We start from the raw sequence: 18,272 nt of genomic DNA, 5'->3' as shown, positions 1-18,272 counted from the left end.
CGGTCCTGTTCTCAGTACTTCAGCAGGCTCGCGTCGTCGACCGAGGCCGAGCGACGGGTGCGGAAGATGGTCATGATGATGGCCAGCCCGACGACGACCTCGGCCGCGGCGACGACCATGACGAAGAACGCCGCGACCTGCCCGTCGAGGTTGCCGTGCTGGCGGGCGAAGGCGACCAGCGCCAGGTTGCCGGCGTTGAGCATCAGCTCGACGCACATGAACACCACGATGGCGTTGCGGCGCGTGAGCACCCCGATCGTGCCGATGGTGAACAGGATCGCGGAGAGCACGACGTAGGGCATGGTCTCCATCAGCGTCCGTCCTCCTCGTGCGCGCGCTGCTCGGTGTCGTGGCCGCTGGGGGCGGGGCCGACACCGGAGGCGCCTCCGGGCGGGCCCTCGACCGAGCGGCGGACCTGCTCGATGTCGTCGGCGAGCGCGGGAGCGGAGCGGATCGTGCCGCGGCTGGCCAGCACCCGCGACACCGAGTCGGGCGCCGGGGTGCCGTCGGGCAGCAGCGCCGGGGTGTCCACGGCGTTGTGGCGGGCGTAGACCCCGGGAGAGGGCAGCGGCCCGAGGTGGGTGCCCTTGTCGGTGAAGTCGCGCACCCGCTGGTCGGCCCGCGCGGCCTGGGTGGCCTTGGGCGTCAGCCGCTCGCGGTGGGCCAGCACCATCGCGCCGACGGCGGCGGTGATCAGCAGCGCGCTGGTGGTCTCAAAGGCGAACACGTAGCGGCTGAACAGGATGTTGGCGAGGTTCTCGATGTTGCCGCCGGAGTTGGCCTCGTCGAGGCCCACGACGGTGCCGAGGGTCAGCTGGCCGATGCCGGTGACCAGCAGGGCCCCGAGCAGCAGCCCGCCGGCCACGGCGAGCACCCGCTGCCCGCGGATGGTCTCGACGACGGAGTCGGAGGCGTCGACGCCCACCAGCATCAGCACGAAGAGGAACAGCATCAGGATCGCGCCGGTGTAGACGATGATCTGCACCGCGAACAGGAACGGCGCGTCGAGGGCGGCGTAGAGCACGGCCAGGCTGACCATCACCACCGCGAGCAGCAGGGCGGCGTGCACGGCCTTGCGCACGAACAGGATGCCGAGCGCGGCCAGCACCATCACCGGGGCCAGGGCCCAGAAGGCGATCATGCGTGCTCCCCTGCGGGAGCCGCGGTGGACCCGCCGGTGGGTGCCGCGGTGGGGGCGGGCGCGCCGGTGGCGCCGCGGTAGTAGGCGCCCTCGTCGTCGCCGAGGCGCATCGGGTGGGGCGGCTGCTCCATGCCGGGCAGCAGCGGGGCCAGCAGGTCGGACTTCTCGTAGATCAGGTCGGCGCGGTTGTCGTCGGCCAGCTCGTACTCGTTGGTCATCGTCAGCGCCCGGGTGGGGCACGCCTCGATGCACAGCCCGCACAGGATGCAGCGCAGGTAGTTGATCTGGTAGACGCGGCCGTAGCGCTCGCCGGGGCTGAACCGCCCGGAGTCCTCCCCGTCCACGGGGGCGTCGGTGTTGGAGGCGCCCTCCACGTAGATCGCGTCGGCGGGGCAGGCCCAGGCGCACAGCTCGCAACCGATGCACTTCTCCAGGCCGTCGGGCCAGCGGTTGAGCTGGTGGCGACCGTGGAAGCGGGGCGCGGTGGGCTGCTTGTCCTCGGGGTACTGCTCGGTGACCACCTTGCGGAACATCGTGCGGAACGTGACGCCGAAGCCGGCGACGGGGTCCCAGAACTGCTCCTTCAGGGTGGGCCTGCCCTCCGGGCCGGTGGGACCGCGGGTCGGGTCGTCGGCGGGGCCCTGGGTGGGACTGGACGGCGGCATCAGTTCTCCTCCCCCGCACCTGCGGGGACCGTGGCGGGGGCCGGGGTCGGCGGGGTCGACGTCCCGGTCTCGAACGTGAGGGGGGCAGCGGCACCGCGGCGGGCGCCGCCGGTCGGCATCGGCGGCACGGGGAAGCCGCCGGGCCGGGCCTCGGTGTGGCTGACGGTCGGCTCGGGCTCCGGGGAGCCGGTGATGAAGAAGAGCGCGGCGACGAGCAGCACGGCGATGCCGACGGCGATCGCGAGGCTGACGGGGTCGCGCAGCTCGGCGAACCAGTTCTCGTTGCGGGCCAGGCGCATGGTGGCGACCGCCACCGTCCAGATCAGCGCGATCGGGATGAGCACCTTCCAGCCGAACGCCATGAACTGGTCGTAGCGCAGCCGCGGCAGCGAGCCGCGCAGCCAGATGAAGAAGAAGATGAAGACCAGCATCTTGGCGAAGAACCACACCAGCGGCACGTAGCCCTCGTTGGCGCCGTCCCAGACCCGCTCCAGGCCGAACGGCGCACGCCAGCCGCCGAGGAACAGCGTGGTGGCCACGGCCGAGACAGTGGCCATGTTGATGTACTCGGCGAGGAAGAACAGCGCGAACTTCAGCGAGGAGTACTCGGTGTGGAAGCCGCCGACCAGCTCGCCCTCGGCCTCGGGGAGGTCGAACGGCGCGCGGTTGGTCTCCCCCACCATCGCGATGACGTAGATGACGAACGACGGCAGCAGGATCAGCCCGAACCAGACGTCCTCCTGGGCCGCGACGATCTGCGAGGTCGACATGGAGCCGGCGTAGAGGAACACCGCGACCAGCGCCAGGCCCATCGCGACCTCGTAGGAGATCATCTGGGCGCTGGAGCGCAGCCCGCCGAGCAGCGAGTACGTCGAGCCGCTCGACCAGCCGCCGAGCACGATGCCGTAGATGCCGACCGAGGCGATCGCCATCACGAACAGCACGGCCACGGGCATGTCGGTGAGCTGCAGCGGGGTGGTGCGGTCGGTGAAGGGCAGGCCGACCACGGGGCCGAACGGGATCACCGAGAACGTGACGAACGCCGGGATCACCGCCAGCACGGGCGCGATCACGAAGACCACCTTGTCGGCGGCCTTGGGGATCAGGTCCTCCTTCAGCGCCAGCTTCACGCCGTCGGCCAGCGACTGCAGCAGGCCGAACGGGCCGTTGCGGTTGGGGCCGATGCGGTGCTGCATGCGGGCCACGACCCGCCGCTCCCACCAGATGTTGAACAGGGTCAGCAGCACCAGCACCACGAAGATGGCGACGGCCTTGCCGAGCACCAGCCACCACGGGTCCTGCCCGAAGGCGGAGAGGTCGTCGGGACTCACTGGGCTGCTCCTGTCACGGTGACCCGGCTGCCCGGGGAGGCGAGGTCGGCCAGCACGCCGCGGCCGGTGGAGCGCGTCGGCACCCACACCACGTCGTCGGGCAGGTCGGCGACCTGGGCCGGCAGCGTCACCGCACCGCGGTCACCGGTGACGGTGACCACCGGCCCGAGGGCCTCGACCACCGCGCGGGGCACCAGCGCCACCGCGGCGCGCGCCGTCGCGGCGAGGTGCTCGTCGCCGTGCTGCATCGAGCCGAGGTCGAGCAGCTGCTTCCAGGTGGCCAGCAGCATGCCGGGAGCGGCCTGCCGACCGGCCCGGGCAGCCGGGGACGCCGGCGCGGCGACGGCCTCGAACGGGGCGCGCGCGCCGTCCCAGGGGCCGACCTCGGCCATCTCGGCGCGCACCTCGGCCACCGTGCGGAAGCCCAGCGGGACGCCGTGGCCGAGGGCGGCGAGCTCCTCGCCGATGCCGGCGAGGACCCGGAGGTCGGGCAGCGAGCCGGCGGTGGCCAGCACGGCCTCGAAGGGACGCGTGCGCCCCTCCCAGGTGACGAAGGTGCCGGCCTTGTCGGTCACCGGGGCCACCGGCAGCACGACGTCGGCCACGCGGGTCACGTCGCTCTCGCGCAGCTCCAGCGACACCACGAACGACGCCGCCTCGAGCGCACGGCGGGTGGCGGCGGGGTCGGTGGTGTCGTCGGGGTCGACGCCGCCCACGAGCAGGCCGCCCACCTCACCGGCGAGCACGGCGGCCACGATCGCGTCGGCGTCGCGGCCCGGTGCCTCGGGCAGGGACGGCACGCCCCAGGTGGCGGCGAGGTCGACGCGGGCGGCGGCGTCGGCGACGGGTCGGCCGCCGGGCAGCAGGCCCGGCAGGCAGCCGGCCTCCACCGCGCCGCGGTCGCCGGCGCGGCGCGGCACCCAGGCCAGCCGGGCACCGGTCTTCGCGGCCAGCTCGACGGCGGCGCTGAGCGCCCCGGGCACGCCGGCCAGGCGCTCGCCGAGCAGCACGACCGCGCGCGCGTCGACGCCGTGGTCGGCGTGGCCCAGCAGCGAGCGCAGCGCCTCCGGCTCGTCACCGGGTCGGGTGCGCAGCACGGTGGCGTCGAGCTTGGCCAGGCCGCGGGTGGTGAACGGCGCCAGCGCCACCACGCGCAGCCCGCGGCGGGTGGCCTTGCGCAGCCGCAGGAACACCGCGCCGGCCTCCTCCTCGGGCTCGAACCCGACCAGCACGACCGACGAGGCGGCCTCCAGGTCGGCGTAGGTCACCGCGCCGTCGTCGGGGCCGGTGAGCGCGACGTGGGCGGCCAGGAACGACGCCTCCTCGGCGGAGTGCGGCCGGGCGCGGAAGTCGACGTCGTTGGTGCGCAAGCCCACGCGGGCGAGCTTGGCGTAGGCGTAGGCGTCCTCGGCGGTCAGCCGACCGCCGGTGAGCACCGCCGCCCGTCCTGCGGCGGCCAGCCCCCGGGCGGCCACCGCGAAGGCCTCGGGCCACGACGCCGGGCGCAGCGAGCCGTCGGTGTCGCGGACCTGCGGGTAGGCGAGCCGGTCGGGCTGCGTGGCGTAGGTGAAGGCGAAGCGGTCCTTGTCGGTGATCCACTCCTCGTTGACCTCGGGGTCGTTGCCGGCCAGGCGGCGCACGACCTTGCCGCGACGGTGGTCGACGCGCACCGCCGAGCCGCACGCGTCGTGCTCGGCGACCGACGGCGTGGAGACCAGGTCGAAGGGGCGCGAGCGGAACCGGTAGGACTGCGAGGTGAGCGCGCCGACCGGGCAGATCTGGATGGTGTTGCCGGAGAAGTACGACAGGAACGGCGCACCCTCGGCGATGCCGATCTGCTGCTGGGCGCCGCGCTCGACCAGCGCGATGAACGGGTCGCCGGGGATCTCCTCGGCGAAGCGGGTGCACCGCTGGCACACGATGCAGCGCTCCCGGTCGAGCAGCACCTGCGGGGAGAGGTTGATCGGCTTGGGGAAGGTGCGCTTGACCCCGCCCGAGCCGGAGCCGGTGAAGCGCGACTCGCCACGGCCGTTGCTCATCGCCTGGTTCTGCAGGGGGCACTCCCCGCCCTTGTCGCACACCGGGCAGTCGAGGGGGTGGTTGACCAGCAGGAACTCCATCACGCCCTGCTGGGCCTTGTCGGCGACCTCGCTGGTCAGCTGCGTGCTGACCACCATGCCGTCGGCCACGGGCAGGGTGCAGGAGGCCTGCGGCTTCGGGAACCCGCGGCCGTTGCCGGCGTCCGGCACCTCGACGAGGCACTGGCGGCACGCCCCCACCGGGGCCAGCAGCGGGTGGTCGCAGAAGCGGGGGATCTGCACGCCGACCTGCTCGGCGGCACGGATGACCAGGGTGTCGCGCGGCACGCTCGCCTGGATGCCGTCGATGGTGACGGTGACGAGGTCGGGCGGCGTGACGACGGCCGGTGCCTGCGACGTCGAGGGGGTGGTCGTCATCGTCCGGCCCCGACGCTCTCGCGGGCCCACACGGTGGAGGCGGCCGCGTCGAACGGGCACCCGCCGTGGCGCAGGTGGTCGAGGTACTCCTCGCGGAAGTGCTTGATCGAGCTCGACACCGGGCTCGTGGCGCCGTCGCCGAGGGCGCAGAACGAGCGGCCCAGGATGTTGTCGCACTGGTCGAGCAGCAGGTCGAGGTCGGCCTCGGTGCCCTGGCCGCGCTCCAGCGCGGCAAGGGTCTGCACCAGCCACCAGGTGCCCTCGCGGCACGGCGTGCACTTGCCGCACGACTCGTGCTTGTAGAACTCCGTCCAGCGCAGCACCGCGCGCACCACGCACGTGGTCTCGTCGAAGAGCTGGATGGCGCGGGTGCCGAGCATGGTGCCGGCCGCGGCCATCCCCTCGAAGTCCAGCGGGAGGTCGAGGTGCTCGTCGGTGAGCAGCGGCGTGGACGACCCGCCGGGCGTCCAGAACTTCAGCCGGTGGCCCTCGCGGATGCCGCCGGCGAGGTCGACGAGCTCGCGCAGGGTGATGCCGAGCGGCGCCTCGTACTGCCCGGGCCGGGTGACGTGGCCCGAGAGCGAGAAGATGCCGAAGCCCTTCGACTTCTCGGTGCCCATCGAGGAGAACCAGTCGGCGCCGTGGCGCACGATGCTCGGCACCGAGGCGATCGACTCCACGTTGTTGATCACCGTGGGGCTGGCGTAGAGCCCGGCGACCGCGGGGAACGGCGGGCGCAGCCGCGGCTGGCCCCGGCGGCCCTCGAGCCCCTCGAGCAGCGCGGTCTCCTCCCCGCAGATGTAGGCACCGGCCCCGGCGTGCACCACCACGTCGAGGTCGAAGCCCGAGCCGTGGATGTCCTTGCCGAGGTGGCCTGCGGCGTACGCCTCGGCGACCGCGGCCTGCACCCGGCGCACGACGTGGAGCACCTCGCCGCGGATGTAGATGAACGCGGTGTGGGCGCGGATGGCGAAGGAGCTGATGATCACGCCCTCCACGAGGGTGTGGGGGCTGGCCATCATCAGCGGGACGTCCTTGCAGGTGCCCGGCTCCGACTCGTCGGCGTTGACCACGAGGTACTTGGGCTTGGGGTTGTCCTGGGGGATGAAGCCCCACTTCATGCCGGTGGGGAAGCCCGCGCCGCCACGGCCGCGCAGCCCGGAGTCCTTGACCGCGGTGATCACGTCGTCGGGGGTCATCGTCAGCGCGCGGCGCAGCGCCTGGTAGCCGTCCTGGCGCTCGTAGGAGGCCAGGGTCCAGCTGCGCTCGGCGTCCCAGTTGTCGGTCAGCACGGGCGTCAGCGTGTCGATCGCCGGGCTGCCGCCCGGCTCGGGTGCCGTGGTGGCCACGGGGCTGTTCACTGAGGCGTTCACTGGGCCTCTCCCTTCTCCGCGGCGGTCTCGCTGGTGCCGCTCTTCTCCTCCACCACGGCCTGCTCGGCCTGGTGGTCGTCGGAGGTCCGTGCCGCGGCGAGCTCCTCGCCGCGCTCCTCCGGCACGTCCTGGTGGTCGGCCTGCGCCGTGGCGGACGCCGGGGCGCCCCAGCCGCGCTCGCGGGCGATCGTGAGCCCCGCCAGCGACGACGGCCCCGCGGAGGGGCCCTCGTCGGCGCGGCCGTCGGGGAAGCCGGCGAGCACCCGCTCGGCCTCGCGCCAGGTGCAGATGCGGGCGCCGCGGGTGGAGCGGACCTCGCGGCCCGCCCGCAGGTCCTCGACCAGGTCGACGGCCGAGGTGGGCGTCATGTCGTCCATGAACTCCCAGTTGACCATCATCACCGGGGCGTAGTCGCAGGCCGCGTTGCACTCGACGTGCTCGAGGCTGATCGTGCCGTCGGCGGTGGTCTCGTCGTTGCCGACGCCGAGGTGGTCCTGCAGTCGGGCCAGGATCTCGTCGCCGCCGAGCACCGCGCACAGCGTGTTGGTGCAGACCCCGACGTGGTAGTCGCCGACCGGCTTGCGCTTGTACATCGTGTAGAAGGTGGCGACCCCGCTGACCTCGGCGGCGGAGAGGCCGAGGATGTCGGCGCAGGTCTGGATCCCCTCCGGGGTGACCCGCCCCTGGGCCGACTGCACGAGGTGCAGCATCGGCAGCAGCCCCGAGCGGGCCTCGGGGTAGCGCGCCGCGATCGCGGTGAGCTCGTCGTAGGTCTCCTGGGTGATGCTCATCGGTCGACGCCTCCCATGACGGGGTCGATGCTGGCGATCGCGACGATCACGTCGGCGACCATGCCGCCCTCGCTCATCACGCTGGTGGCCTGCAGGTTCGTGAACGACGGGTCGCGGAAGTGCGCGCGGAACGGGCGGGTGCCGCCGTCGGAGACCACGTGGGCGCCGAGCTCGCCGCGGGGCGACTCGACCGGCACGTACGCCTGGCCGGCCGGCACCCGGAAGCCCTCGGTGACCAGCTTGAAGTGGTGGATCAGCGCCTCCATCGACTCACCCATGATGTGGCGGATGTGCTCGAGGCTGTTGCCCATGCCGTCGGAGCCGATCGCCAGCTGGCTGGGCCAGGCGATCTTCTTGTCGCCGACCATCACCGGCGCGCCCTCGAGGTCGGCGAGGCGGGCCGCGGCCTGCTCGACGATGCGCAGCGACTCCCACATCTCGGCCAGGCGCACCCGGAAGCGGCCGTAGGCGTCGGCGGTGTCCCAGGTCTGCACGTCGAAGTCGTAGTCCTCGTAGCCGCTGTAGGGCTGGGTCTTGCGCAGGTCCCACGGGTAGCCGCTGGCGCGCAGCGGGGGGCCGGTGAGCCCCAGGGCCAGGCAGCCCTCGAGGTCGAGGTGGCCCACGCCCTCGAGGCGGGCCTTGAAGATGGGGTTGGCGTTGCACAGCGCGGCGTACTCGGGCAGCCGCTTCTTCATCAGGGCCACGAAGGCCGCGACGTCGTCGAGGGCGCCGTCGGGAAGGTCCTGGGCGACCCCGCCGGGGCGGATGAACGCGTGGTTCATCCGCAGGCCGGTGATCAGCTCGAACAGGTCGAGCACCAGCTCGCGCTCACGGAAGCCGATGGTCATCACCGTCAGCGCGCCGATCTCCATGCCGCCGGTGGCGATGGCCACCAGGTGGGAGGAGATCCGGTTGAGCTCCATGAGCAGCACCCGCATGACCCGGGCCTTCTCCGGCACCTGGTCCTCGATGTCGAGCAGCCGCTCCACGCCGAGCACGTACGTCGCCTCGTTGAAGAACGGGCTGAGGTAGTCCATCCGGGTGCAGAACGTGACGCCCTGCACCCAGGAGCGGTACTCCATGTTCTTCTCGATGCCGGTGTGCAGGTAGCCGATGCCGCAGCGGGCCTCGGTGACCGTCTCCCCCTCGAGCTCGAGGATGAGCCGCAGCACGCCGTGGGTCGAGGGGTGCTGCGGGCCCATGTTGACCACGACGCGCTCCTCGGCGTCCTCGGCCAGGCCGTCGGCGATCTGGTCCCAGTCCTGGCCGGTGACGGTGAAGACCCGCCCCTCGGTGGTCTCGCTGGTGCCGGCGTACATGTCGTCCTGCGTGGTCATCGCTGCGTCTCCCGGGGGGCCATCAGGTGTAGGACCGGCGCTGGTCGGGGGGCGGCACGGAGCCGCCCTTGTACTCGACCGGGATGCCGCCGAGCGGGTAGTCCTTGCGCTGCGGGTGGCCCGGCCAGTCGTCGGGCATCAGGATGCGGGTCAGCGACGGGTGGCCCTCGAAGACGATGCCGAACATGTCGTAGGTCTCGCGCTCGTGCCAGTCGGCGGTCGGGTAGACCGGCACCACCGAGGGCAGGCGGGCGTCGGTGTCGGGCACGGACACCTCGAGGCGGATGCGCCGGTTGTGGGTCATCGACAGCAGGTGGTGGACGACGTGCATCTCGCGCCCGCTGTCGGCGGGGTAGTGCACCCCGCTGACACCGGAGAGCAGCTCGAAGCGCAGCCGCGGGTCGTCGCGCAGCAGCCGGGCCAGCGCGAGCAGGTCGTCGCGGCGCACGTGGAAGGTGATCTCGCCGCGGTGCACGACGACGCCCTCGACCGCGGGCGCGAGGCCGGCGGCGGCGCTCGCGGACTCGAGGGCGTCGGCGACCTCGTCGAACCAGCCGCCGTAGGGCCGCGCGCTCAGCGCGGGGTAGGTGGTCGCCGCGCGCAGGCCGCCGTACCCGCTGGTGTCGCCGGTGCCCTTGACCCCGAACATGCCCCGGCGCTCGCCGGCACGGCGCACGCCCGGACCGTCGGGGGGCGAGGGGAGGTTCTCGGGGCTCTGGTCGGTGGCGGGCTGCTCGACCGCGCCCCGGGCGCCGCCCTGCGTGGGCTCCTCGGGGCTCATCGCAGCAGGCCCCGCATGTCGGAGGTCGGCAGCGCGGCGCGGGCCTCGGCCTCGAGCTCGACGATCTGGGCCTTGCGGTTGGCGCCGAGCTTGGTGGCCTGCACCTGGTCGTGGAGCTTGAGGATGGCGTCGATGAGCATCTCGGGGCGCGGCGGGCAGCCGGGCAGGTACATGTCGACCGGCACGACGTGGTCGACGCCCTGCACGATCGCGTAGTTGTTGAACATGCCGCCGCTGCTGGCGCACACGCCCATGGCCAGCACCCACTTGGGCTCGGCCATCTGGTCGTAGATCTGGCGCAGCACCGGCGCCATCTTCTGGCTCACCCGGCCCGCCACGATCATCAGGTCGGCCTGGCGCGGGCTGGCGCGGAAGACCTCCATGCCGAAGCGGGCGAGGTCGTACTTGGGGCCGCCGCTGGTCATCATCTCGATGGCGCAGCAGGCCAGGCCGAAGGTGGCCGGCCAGAACGACGCCTTGCGCATGTAGCCCGCGACGCCCTCGACGGTCGTCAGCAGGACGCCGCTCGGCAGCTTCTCCTCGATACCCATCAGGACGGTCCTCTCTGCAGCGGTTGAGCGTCGCCAGGCGCGCGCAGCGCCAAGGCGGAGGAGGGAAGGCGGCCTTCAGCGGAGCGCAGCGGAGCGGCCGTCGACCGACGACAACGCTGGCGATGTGCGCGCATGGCGGCGCTCAATCCCATTCGAGGCCGCCGCGTCGCCACACGTAGGCATAGGCGACGAACACGGTGGCGATGAAGATGACCATCTCGACCAGCCCGAAGAGCGCCATGGCGTCGAAGTGCACGGCCCAGGGGTAGAGGAAGATGATCTCGATGTCGAAGACGATGAAGAGCATCGCGGTGATGTAGTACTTCACCGGGAAGCGGCCACCGCCGACGGGCTGCGGAGTGGGCTCGATGCCGCACTCGTAGGAGTCGAGCTTGGCGCGGTTGTAGCGCTTGGGCCCGGTCAGCGTGCTGACCGCGACGGAGAACACGGCGAACCCTGCTGCCAGCAGGGCCAGCACCAGCACCGGGGTGTAGAGCTCCATGGCCGGGCCTTCCGTCTCCGTCGGGGTCGTCCGCGCCGGTCCGGGTGATGCTCCGCGGGCCCGCTTGTGGCCTTGTGAAGAGAATCACTAAGTGGCGCGGAACACATACTGCCACTCCCTTTCGGGTGTGGCGACCCGGGGTGTCCCAGACCACACCAGGGCCCCGACAGTGCGCTGACCTGCGCAGTTACGTCACGACGGCGTGCCGTAATTGCCGGGCCGACGGACCGGCGTCAGGCGGTGGCGCGGTGCAGGGCGACGATGCCGCCGCTCAGGTTGCGCCACTCGACGCCGGCCCAGCCGGCCTCCGCGACGAGGTCGGCCAGCCCCTGCTGGTCGGGCCAGGCGCGGATCGACTCGGCGAGGTAGACGTAGGCGTCGGGGGCCGACGAGACCGTGCGCGCCACGGGCGGCAGCGCCTTCATCAGGTACTCGAGGTAGACCGTGCGCAGCGGCACCCAGGTGGGGTGGCTGAACTCGCAGACGACCAGGCGCCCGCCGGGCCGGGTGACCCGACGCAGCTCGCGCAGCCCGGCCAGCGGGTCGACGATGTTGCGCAGGCCGAAGGAGATGGTCACCGCGTCGAAGGTGGCGTCGCCGAAGGGCAGGCGGGTGCCGTCGCCGGCGGTGAAGGGCAGGTGGGGGCGGGCCTGCTTGCCGACCCGCAGCATGCCGAGGGAGAAGTCGCACGGCACGACGGTGGCGCCACGGTCGTGGAACGGCTCGCTCGACGTGCCGGTGCCGGCCGCGAGGTCGAGCACCCGCTCGCCGGCGACCGGCGCGACGGCGTCGATCACGTCACGGCGCCAGCGGCGGTCCTGGCCCAACGACAGCACGTCGTTGGTGACGTCGTAGCGACGGGCGACGGTGTCGAACATCCGTCGGACGTCGGAGGGCTGCTTGTCGAGCTGCGCACGGGCCACACCCCGAGGTTAGGCGGTGGCCCCTCCCCCGGCCGATCCGGCTCCGGCGCCCGGCCGTGAACGGGGGCCGGATGCGCGGGCGGTGCAACCAAGCGGGCTGCTGGGGCGTCTCCCAGGTGACCGGCACCCGTCGGCCCCACCCGCCGGCCGCACCGGCCCCTCCCGGAGGACCCGCCATGTCACCCGCCCGGACACCCGCCCGCCGCCTCGCCCTGGTCGTCGTCCTCGCGCTCGGGGTCGCCGTGCTCCTCGGGGCCTCCGCCCTCGCGGTCGGGCTGGGTCGAGACCGGCCCGACCGCAGCGGCGCGGTGGCCACCCCGGCCCCGCAGGCCGCGCAGGCCCCGCGGGCCGACGTCCCCGGGGCCCGGCCCTCGCCCGTGGCCCGGCGCACGCCGCCAGTCCGGCCCACGCCGGCCCCCGCACCGGCACCTCGGCCGGCCCCGGAGCTCGTGCCCGGACCCGCCCTGCTCACCCCCGGCGACGAGGGCGACGCGGTGCGCGAGCTGCAGGCACGGCTCGCGCAGGTCGACTGGTTCGACGCGGGCGTCACCGGCTTCTACGGCGAGGTCACCGAGGCCGCGGTGAGCGGGTTCCAGGCCAAGCGCGAGATCCCGGTGACCGGCGAGGTCGACGGGCGCACGCAGGACCGGCTGCTCGCGATGACGACCGAGCCCAGCGCCGCCGAGCTGAGCGGGCTCGACCCGTCGACCGACGCCACGCAGCCGGCCGCGCCGCTCGACCCGCGGTGCCTCACCGGCCGGGTCCTGTGCGTCGACAAGTCGTCGAGCACGCTGCGCTGGGTGGTCGACGGCGAGGTGCTCACCACCCTCGACGCCCGCTTCGGCGGCGCGGCCACCCCGACCCGCGACGGTGCGTTCCAGGTCACCCTGAAGAACCGCGACCACGTGTCGAGCCTCTACGACACCCCGATGCCCTACGCCATGTTCTTCTCCGGCGGCCAGGCCGTGCACTACTCGCCCGACTTCGCCGCCGTCGGGTACGCCGGCGCCTCCCACGGCTGCGTCAACATCCGTGACGAGGCCGGCGTCGCCGCGCTCTTCGCCCAGGTGCAGGTCGGCGACGACGTCGTCGTGTACTGGTCCTGAGCCGGGTCGCGCGCTGCCCTCGTCCCGGGGTCAGGCCGCGGCAGCGATGTCGTCGAGCACCGCCGCGGCCTCCTCGGCGCTGAGGCCGCCGCCCTGGATCCAGTACGTCGCCTCGTCGCCGTCGAGCTGGCAGGTGACCGACGAGGGGTCGCCCTCGGGGACCTCCTGGCCCTCCGCGACGGGCTGGCCCCAGGTCAGCTCGCACACCGCGTCGCCGACCCGCTGCAGGTCGGAGGCGTTGCGCGTGAGGCCCAGCAGGCCCGGGTCGACCGGCAGCGCACCGGGCAGGAACAGCCCGGCGGGCACGTCGACGACCGCCACCGCGGCCTGGGCCTGCAGCTCGGCGTCGGCGTAGGTGCGCACCTGCGCCGTGGTGTCGTAGAGCTCCTCGAGCCGCTCCGCGGCGGAGTCCTGCAGGCCCACCTGGCGCTCGGCCACCTCGGCCACCTGCTCCGCGGTGCGCTCCTCGGTGGGCTCGATGTCGCCGAGGTCGAGCGCCCGCAGCCCGCCCGGCAGCTCGTCGGGCAGGGCGGCCGAGCCGCTCGCGGAGCCGCCGTCGGCGCGCGGCAGCACCACGGCGAAGACGATGAGGAGGGCCAGGAGGACGGCGCCGCCGAGGACGCCGAGCACCCGGCTGCGGACGATCGTGGGAGTGGTGGTCACCCCGGTGACGTTACCCACGTCCGGGTCGCGACCGACCGGCGGCTGAGTACGCTCGGCGACGTGAGCAGTGGTACGACGCCCGGTGCGACCGGGGACCCCCGGGTCGCCGGCCCCCTGGTGGCCCGCACCGTCGCGGTCGCCGCCGACGCCGTCGACGACCTGCTCGCCCTGCTCCCCGCACACCGCCCCGTCACCTGGCTGCGCCGCGGCGAGGGCCTGGTCGGCTGGGGCGTGGCCGCCGAGGTGCGCACCGACGGCCCCACCCGCTTCGCCGACGCCGCGAAGTGGTGGACGGAGCTGGTCGCGCGCTGCGAGGTCGCCGACGACGTCGAGGAGCCCGGCACCGGCCCGGTGTGCTTCGGCTCGTTCACCTTCGCCGACGAGCCCCGTGGTCCCAGCGGCCCCGGCGACCCCGGCGCGTCCGCCGGCTCGGTGCTGGTCGTGCCGGCGGTGGTCGTCGGTCGACGCGGCGACCGGGCGTGGGTCACCACCGTCGGCCCCGCCGACGAGCCCGGGGCGAGCGACGTCCGCCTCGTGCCCGCCGACGTGCCGCGTCCCCCGGTGGGGGTCACCTTCGTCGACGGGGCGCTCGACGGCGAGCGCTGGATGGCGGTCGTGGCCGACGCCGTGGCCCGCATCGCGGCCGGCGACCTGGAGAAGGTGGTGCTGGCCCGCGACCTGCTGGCCACCGCCAGCGAGCCGGTCGACGTGCGGTGGCCGCTGCGGCGCCTGGCCGAGGACTACCCGATGTGCTGGACGTTCCACGTCGACGGCATGTTCGGTGCCACCCCCGAGATGCTGGTGCGCCGCGAGCGCGGTCTGGTGACGTCGCGGGTGCTGGCCGGCACGATCCGGCGCAGCGGCGACGACCAGCGCGACCTGGCGCTGGCCGCCAAGCTGGCCCGGTCGTCGAAGGACCTGGAGGAGCACGAGTACGCCGTGCGCTCGGTCGCCGACGCGCTGGAGCCGCACTGCTCGTCGATGAACGTGCCCGAGGCGCCGTTCGTCCTGCACCTGCCGAACGTCATGCACCTCGCCTCCGACGTCGCCGGCGTGGTGCACGACGCCGCCACGGTGTCGTCGCTGCAGCTGGCCGAGGCGCTGCACCCGTCGGCCGCCGTCGGCGGCACCCCCACCGCGGCCGCCACCGCCCTGATCGAGGAGATCGAGGGCATGGACCGCGGCCGCTACGCCGCGCCGGTGGGCTGGATGGACGCCTCAGGCGACGGCGAGTGGGGCATCGCGCTGCGCTCGGCCTCGGTCGACGGCGCGACCGTGCGCCTGTTCGCCGGCTGCGGGATCGTCGGCGACTCCGCGCCCGAGTCGGAGCTGGCCGAGGCGCAGGCCAAGTTCGTGCCGGTGCGCGACGCCGTCAGCGCCGGCTGACCCGGGACCCCACGGGCGGGCCGGGCGCTCAGAGGTCCTCGCCGGCACCGCGGCGGACGTAGGTCTGCCCGCGCGGCGACAGGAACCGGTCGAGGTGGCCGTCGACGACGCCCAGGCCCACCTCGGAGTAGATCGCGTCGTGGATCGCCAGCACCCGGGGGGCGGCCACGTCGCGGGCGAAGTCGATGGCCTCGGACACCTTCAGCCAGGGGGCGCTCACCGGGCACAGCAGCACGTCGACGTGCTCGCCGGGGCCGGTGAGCGCGTCGCCGGGGTGGTAGACCCGCTGGTCGCCGCAGGTGACGACGTACCCGCTGTTGTCGACGCGGGGCAGCTCGGGGTGGATCACGGCGTGCCGCTCCCCCACCACCCGCACCGGCAGCCCGACGTCGAGCTCGTCGCCGGGGGCGACCACGGTGAGCCGCTCGGCGACGTCGGGCGCCTCGTCGCGCATCCGCGCCGCCACCGCGGCCACGGTGACGACTCGTGCGTCGGTGCGGCGCAGGTGGTCGACGAGGTAGTGGTCGGGGTGCTCGTGGGTGAGCAGGACGACGTCGGCGCCGTCGACGGCGCCGGGCGCGGTGAACGCGCCGGGGTCGATCACGACGGTGGTGCCGCCGTGCGCGATGCGGACGCAGGCGTGCCCGTGCTTGGTGAGACGCATGGCGCCACGGTAGTGCCGCAGGGTCCCTACGATGGCGCGATGAGCCCCCGACCCGACGTCGTGCTGCGCCACGCCACCCCCGAGGACGCCGAGGCGCTGGCCCACCTGCACCTCGACGTGTGGGACGACGCCTACACCGGCCTGATGGACCAGCGGGTGCTCGACGAGCGTCGCGCCGACGTGGCCGGCCGGGTCGAGCGGTGGAGCACCATCCTGCGCGGGGAGCGGGCCGAGCCGCTGTGGCTGGCCGTCGAGGAGGGGCCCGAGGGCGAGGAGCTGGTGGGCTTCGCCAGCGCCGGCCCGGGACGCGACAACGACGTGGACACCCCGACCGAGCTGTGGTCGCTCTACGTCCGGGCCCGGCGCTGGGGCACCGGCGTCGGCCACACGCTGCTGCGGGCGGCGATCGGCGACCGCGCCGCCTACCTGTGGGTGCTCGCCGGCAACGAGCGCGCGATCGGCTTCTACGAGCGCCAGGGCTTCCGCCTCGACGGCACCGAGGACGAGCTCGACGACGGTCGCCACGTGCGGATGCTGCGGGCCGGCACGTGAGCGTGCTCGACCTCGGCGACCCGACCTTCGACGTGACCTCGCCGACCGTGCTCGAGGCGCGCGAGCGCGACTGGTACGTCGAGACCACCTGGGGGTGGGCCGTCCTGCGCCACGCCGAGGCGGCCGAGGTGCTGAAGGACCGCCGCTTCGCGCAGGGCAACGCACGCTGGCCCGGGCAGAACGGCATCCACTCCGGGCTGTTCTCCGACTGGTGGGCCGAGACGCTGCTCAGCCTGGAGGGCGACGACCACGCCCGGCTGCGCCGGCTGATGGTGCCGGCGTTCCGCAAGAAGGCGGTCGACGCGATGGTGCCGCGCTTCCGGGCCCTGGCCGACGAGCTGGTCGACGGGTTCGCCCCCACCGGCCGGGTCGAGCTGGTGCACGACTTCGCCGAGCCGTACGCCGCCCACATCATCTGCCTCCTGCTCGGTCTCGACGAGGACCGGTGGCCCCAGGTCGCCCGCTGGGCCGACGACCTCGGGGCGTCGTTCTCCGTCGACGTCGCCGCGCAGCTGCCCCGCATCGAGGCGGCGCTGGCCGGCCTCACCTCCTACGTCGACGAGGTGGTGGCCGACCGGCGGGCCCACCCGCGCGACGACCTGGTCACCACGCTGGTGCGCGCCAGCGACGACGGGGAGCGGCTGTCCTCCCGCGAGCTCGGGGTCGCCCTGGTCTTCCTCGCCTTCGCCGGCATGGAGACCACCCGCAACCAGCTCGGGCTGGCCCTGCAGACGCTGCTGGCGCACCCCGACCAGTGGCGGCTGCTGGCCGAGCGCCCCGACCTCGGCGCCGCGGCCGTGGAGGAGGTCATGCGGGTCAACCCGACGGTCACCTGGGTGACCCGCGAGGCGCTCGTCGACGTCGACCTGCACGGCCTGCGGGTGCCGGCCGGTGGCATCGTGCAGGTGCTCTCGCACGCCGCGGGCACCGACCCCGCGGCCGTGGCCGTGCCCGGGTTCGACATCGAGGCGCAGGCGCGCGGCGAGCGCCCGCCCCACCACGGCTTCGGCGCGGGGGTCCACCACTGCCTGGGCCACGCCGTCGCCCGCACCGACCTGGCCGTCGCGCTGCCGCTGCTGGCCCGTCGGATGCCCGACGCCCGCCCCGACGGCCCGGGCCGCTGGATGCCGGTCTCCGGCAACACCGGCCCCCTGGAGTTCCCCATCCGCTTCCGACCCGAGGACCGCCCATGACCAGCCCCCAGACCAGCCAGCGCACGATCGGCGTCACCGGCGCCACCGGGGCGGTGGGCGGCCTGGTGGTGCGCGCGCTGGCCGGCGCCGACTTCCGCCTCGACCTGCGCATGCTCGTGCGCGACGCGGCCCGCGCGCCCGACGTCGACTGCGACGTGCGCGAGTGCACCTACGCCGACCACGCCGCGTCGGTGGAGGCGCTGCGCGGGGTCGAGACGCTGCTGATGGTCTCGGCCTCCGAGGACCGCGAGCGCCGTGCGCAGCACCGCACGTTCGTGCGGGCCGCCGCCGACGCCGGGGTGCGCCACGTCGTCTACACCTCGTTCTCCGGCGCCGCACCCGAGGCCACCTTCACCCTGGGTCGCGACCACCACGACACCGAGGTCGCGATCCGCGAGTCGGGCATGGCGTGGACCTTGCTGCGCGACAACTTCTACGCCGACGTGCTCCCGCTCTTCGCCGACGCCGAGGGCGTCGTCCGAGGCCCCGCCGGCGAGGGACGGGTCGCCGCGGTGGCCCGCGCCGACGTCGCCGACGTCGCCACCGCCGTGCTGCGCGACCCCGACCCGCACGCCGGCGCGACGTACACCCTCACCGGGCCGGAGGCGCTCACGCTGGACGAGGTGGCGACGCGCGCCGGCGCCGTGCTCGGGCGCGACCTGCGCTTCCACCACGAGACGCTCGAGGAGGCCTACGCCTCGCGCCGCGCCGCCCACGACGTGCCGGACTGGCAGCTCGACGCCTGGGTCAGCACCTACACCGCCATCGCCGACGGGTCGTGCGCCGAGGTCACCGACGACGTGCGCCGCGTCACCGGCCGCGACCCCCGCACCCTCGAGCAGGCGCTGCAGGGCTGA

At 73.8% G+C, this 18,272-nt stretch carries 19 protein-coding genes; 5 read left to right on the top strand and 14 right to left on the bottom strand.

The genetic code is table 11. The features are described from left to right. Positions 1-11: 11 nt before the first annotated feature. From nuoK to AC4OR8_RS05280, 12 genes are all read right to left on the bottom strand, one after another. The gene (gene nuoK, locus AC4OR8_RS05335; protein ID WP_492164503.1) at positions 12-311 is read right to left on the bottom strand and encodes an NADH-quinone oxidoreductase subunit NuoK; all 300 of its coding nucleotides are present in this window, start codon (positions 309-311) and stop codon (positions 12-14) included. Beyond that, positions 311-1,141, bottom strand: coding sequence for an NADH-quinone oxidoreductase subunit J (locus AC4OR8_RS05330; protein WP_492164502.1), 831 nt, complete (start codon positions 1,139-1,141; stop codon positions 311-313). Before AC4OR8_RS05330 ends, nuoK begins: the two co-directional genes overlap by 1 nt. After that, complete coding sequence (gene nuoI / locus AC4OR8_RS05325; RefSeq protein WP_492164501.1) at positions 1,138-1,806, bottom strand: NADH-quinone oxidoreductase subunit NuoI; 669 nt, start codon at positions 1,804-1,806, stop codon at positions 1,138-1,140. Before nuoI ends, AC4OR8_RS05330 begins: the two co-directional genes overlap by 4 nt. Then, on the bottom strand, positions 1,806-3,137 hold the full coding sequence (gene nuoH, locus AC4OR8_RS05320) for an NADH-quinone oxidoreductase subunit NuoH (RefSeq protein ID WP_492164500.1): 1,332 nt from the start codon (positions 3,135-3,137) through the stop codon (positions 1,806-1,808). The genes nuoI and nuoH overlap by 1 nt, the downstream gene beginning before the upstream one ends. Further along, on the bottom strand, positions 3,134-5,593 hold the full coding sequence (locus AC4OR8_RS05315) for an NADH-quinone oxidoreductase subunit G (protein ID WP_492164499.1): 2,460 nt from the start codon (positions 5,591-5,593) through the stop codon (positions 3,134-3,136). Before AC4OR8_RS05315 ends, nuoH begins: the two co-directional genes overlap by 4 nt. Next, positions 5,590-6,903, bottom strand: coding sequence for an NADH-quinone oxidoreductase subunit NuoF (gene nuoF / locus AC4OR8_RS05310; protein WP_492165304.1), 1,314 nt, complete (start codon positions 6,901-6,903; stop codon positions 5,590-5,592). The genes AC4OR8_RS05315 and nuoF overlap by 4 nt, the downstream gene beginning before the upstream one ends. A 59-nt stretch (positions 6,904-6,962) precedes the next feature. Continuing rightward, complete coding sequence (gene nuoE, locus AC4OR8_RS05305; protein WP_492164498.1) at positions 6,963-7,757, bottom strand: NADH-quinone oxidoreductase subunit NuoE; 795 nt, start codon at positions 7,755-7,757, stop codon at positions 6,963-6,965. Beyond that, a complete protein-coding gene (locus AC4OR8_RS05300; protein ID WP_492164497.1) occupies positions 7,754-9,094 on the bottom strand; it encodes an NADH-quinone oxidoreductase subunit D in 1,341 nt (446 codons plus the stop codon). Before AC4OR8_RS05300 ends, nuoE begins: the two co-directional genes overlap by 4 nt. A gap of 22 nt (positions 9,095-9,116) precedes the next feature. After that, positions 9,117-9,875 (bottom strand): NADH-quinone oxidoreductase subunit C, encoded by a 759-nt coding sequence (locus AC4OR8_RS05295; protein WP_492164496.1) that lies wholly within the window; start codon positions 9,873-9,875, stop codon positions 9,117-9,119. Next, on the bottom strand, positions 9,872-10,426 hold the full coding sequence (locus AC4OR8_RS05290) for a NuoB/complex I 20 kDa subunit family protein (RefSeq protein WP_492164495.1): 555 nt from the start codon (positions 10,424-10,426) through the stop codon (positions 9,872-9,874). Before AC4OR8_RS05290 ends, AC4OR8_RS05295 begins: the two co-directional genes overlap by 4 nt. A 142-nt stretch (positions 10,427-10,568) precedes the next feature. Then, complete coding sequence (locus tag AC4OR8_RS05285; RefSeq protein WP_492164494.1) at positions 10,569-10,928, bottom strand: NADH-quinone oxidoreductase subunit A; 360 nt, start codon at positions 10,926-10,928, stop codon at positions 10,569-10,571. A gap of 233 nt (positions 10,929-11,161) precedes the next feature. Continuing rightward, a complete protein-coding gene (locus AC4OR8_RS05280) occupies positions 11,162-11,851 on the bottom strand; it encodes a demethylmenaquinone methyltransferase (protein WP_492164493.1) in 690 nt (229 codons plus the stop codon). Positions 11,852-12,027: 176 nt separating this feature from the next. Between AC4OR8_RS05280 and AC4OR8_RS05275 the strand changes: the two genes are divergently transcribed. Continuing rightward, positions 12,028-12,957: a L,D-transpeptidase family protein gene (locus AC4OR8_RS05275; protein ID WP_492164492.1), complete on the top strand. Its 930-nt coding sequence runs from the start codon at positions 12,028-12,030 to the stop codon at positions 12,955-12,957. A gap of 30 nt (positions 12,958-12,987) precedes the next feature. Here the strand turns inward: AC4OR8_RS05275 and AC4OR8_RS05270 are convergent, their stop codons facing one another. Next, the gene (locus tag AC4OR8_RS05270) at positions 12,988-13,620 is read right to left on the bottom strand and encodes a hypothetical protein (RefSeq protein WP_492164491.1); all 633 of its coding nucleotides are present in this window, start codon (positions 13,618-13,620) and stop codon (positions 12,988-12,990) included. A 60-nt stretch (positions 13,621-13,680) separates the two neighbouring features. On the opposite strand from AC4OR8_RS05270, the gene AC4OR8_RS05265 reads away from it, so the two are divergent. Beyond that, on the top strand, positions 13,681-15,006 hold the full coding sequence (locus AC4OR8_RS05265; RefSeq protein WP_492164490.1) for an isochorismate synthase: 1,326 nt from the start codon (positions 13,681-13,683) through the stop codon (positions 15,004-15,006). Positions 15,007-15,034: 28 nt separating this feature from the next. Here the strand turns inward: AC4OR8_RS05265 and AC4OR8_RS05260 are convergent, their stop codons facing one another. Further along, positions 15,035-15,670: an MBL fold metallo-hydrolase gene (locus tag AC4OR8_RS05260; RefSeq protein ID WP_492164489.1), complete on the bottom strand. Its 636-nt coding sequence runs from the start codon at positions 15,668-15,670 to the stop codon at positions 15,035-15,037. A 39-nt stretch (positions 15,671-15,709) separates the two neighbouring features. On the opposite strand from AC4OR8_RS05260, the gene AC4OR8_RS05255 reads away from it, so the two are divergent. From AC4OR8_RS05255 to AC4OR8_RS05245, 3 genes are read left to right on the top strand one after another with little or no spacing between them, the layout of a single operon-like run. Beyond that, entirely contained in the window at positions 15,710-16,222 is a 513-nt protein-coding gene (locus AC4OR8_RS05255) for a GNAT family N-acetyltransferase (protein ID WP_492164488.1), read from the top strand. Further along, positions 16,219-17,415 (top strand): cytochrome P450, encoded by a 1,197-nt coding sequence (locus AC4OR8_RS05250; protein ID WP_492164487.1) that lies wholly within the window; start codon positions 16,219-16,221, stop codon positions 17,413-17,415. The genes AC4OR8_RS05255 and AC4OR8_RS05250 overlap by 4 nt, the downstream gene beginning before the upstream one ends. Beyond that, positions 17,412-18,272, top strand: coding sequence for an NAD(P)H-binding protein (locus tag AC4OR8_RS05245; RefSeq protein WP_492164486.1), 861 nt, complete (start codon positions 17,412-17,414; stop codon positions 18,270-18,272). Before AC4OR8_RS05250 ends, AC4OR8_RS05245 begins: the two co-directional genes overlap by 4 nt.

This window comes from Nocardioides sp. FY1077 (assembly GCF_058681775.1).
The sequence above is the reverse complement of the archived record's forward strand: the minus strand, read 5'-3'. Positions and strand labels throughout refer to the sequence as shown.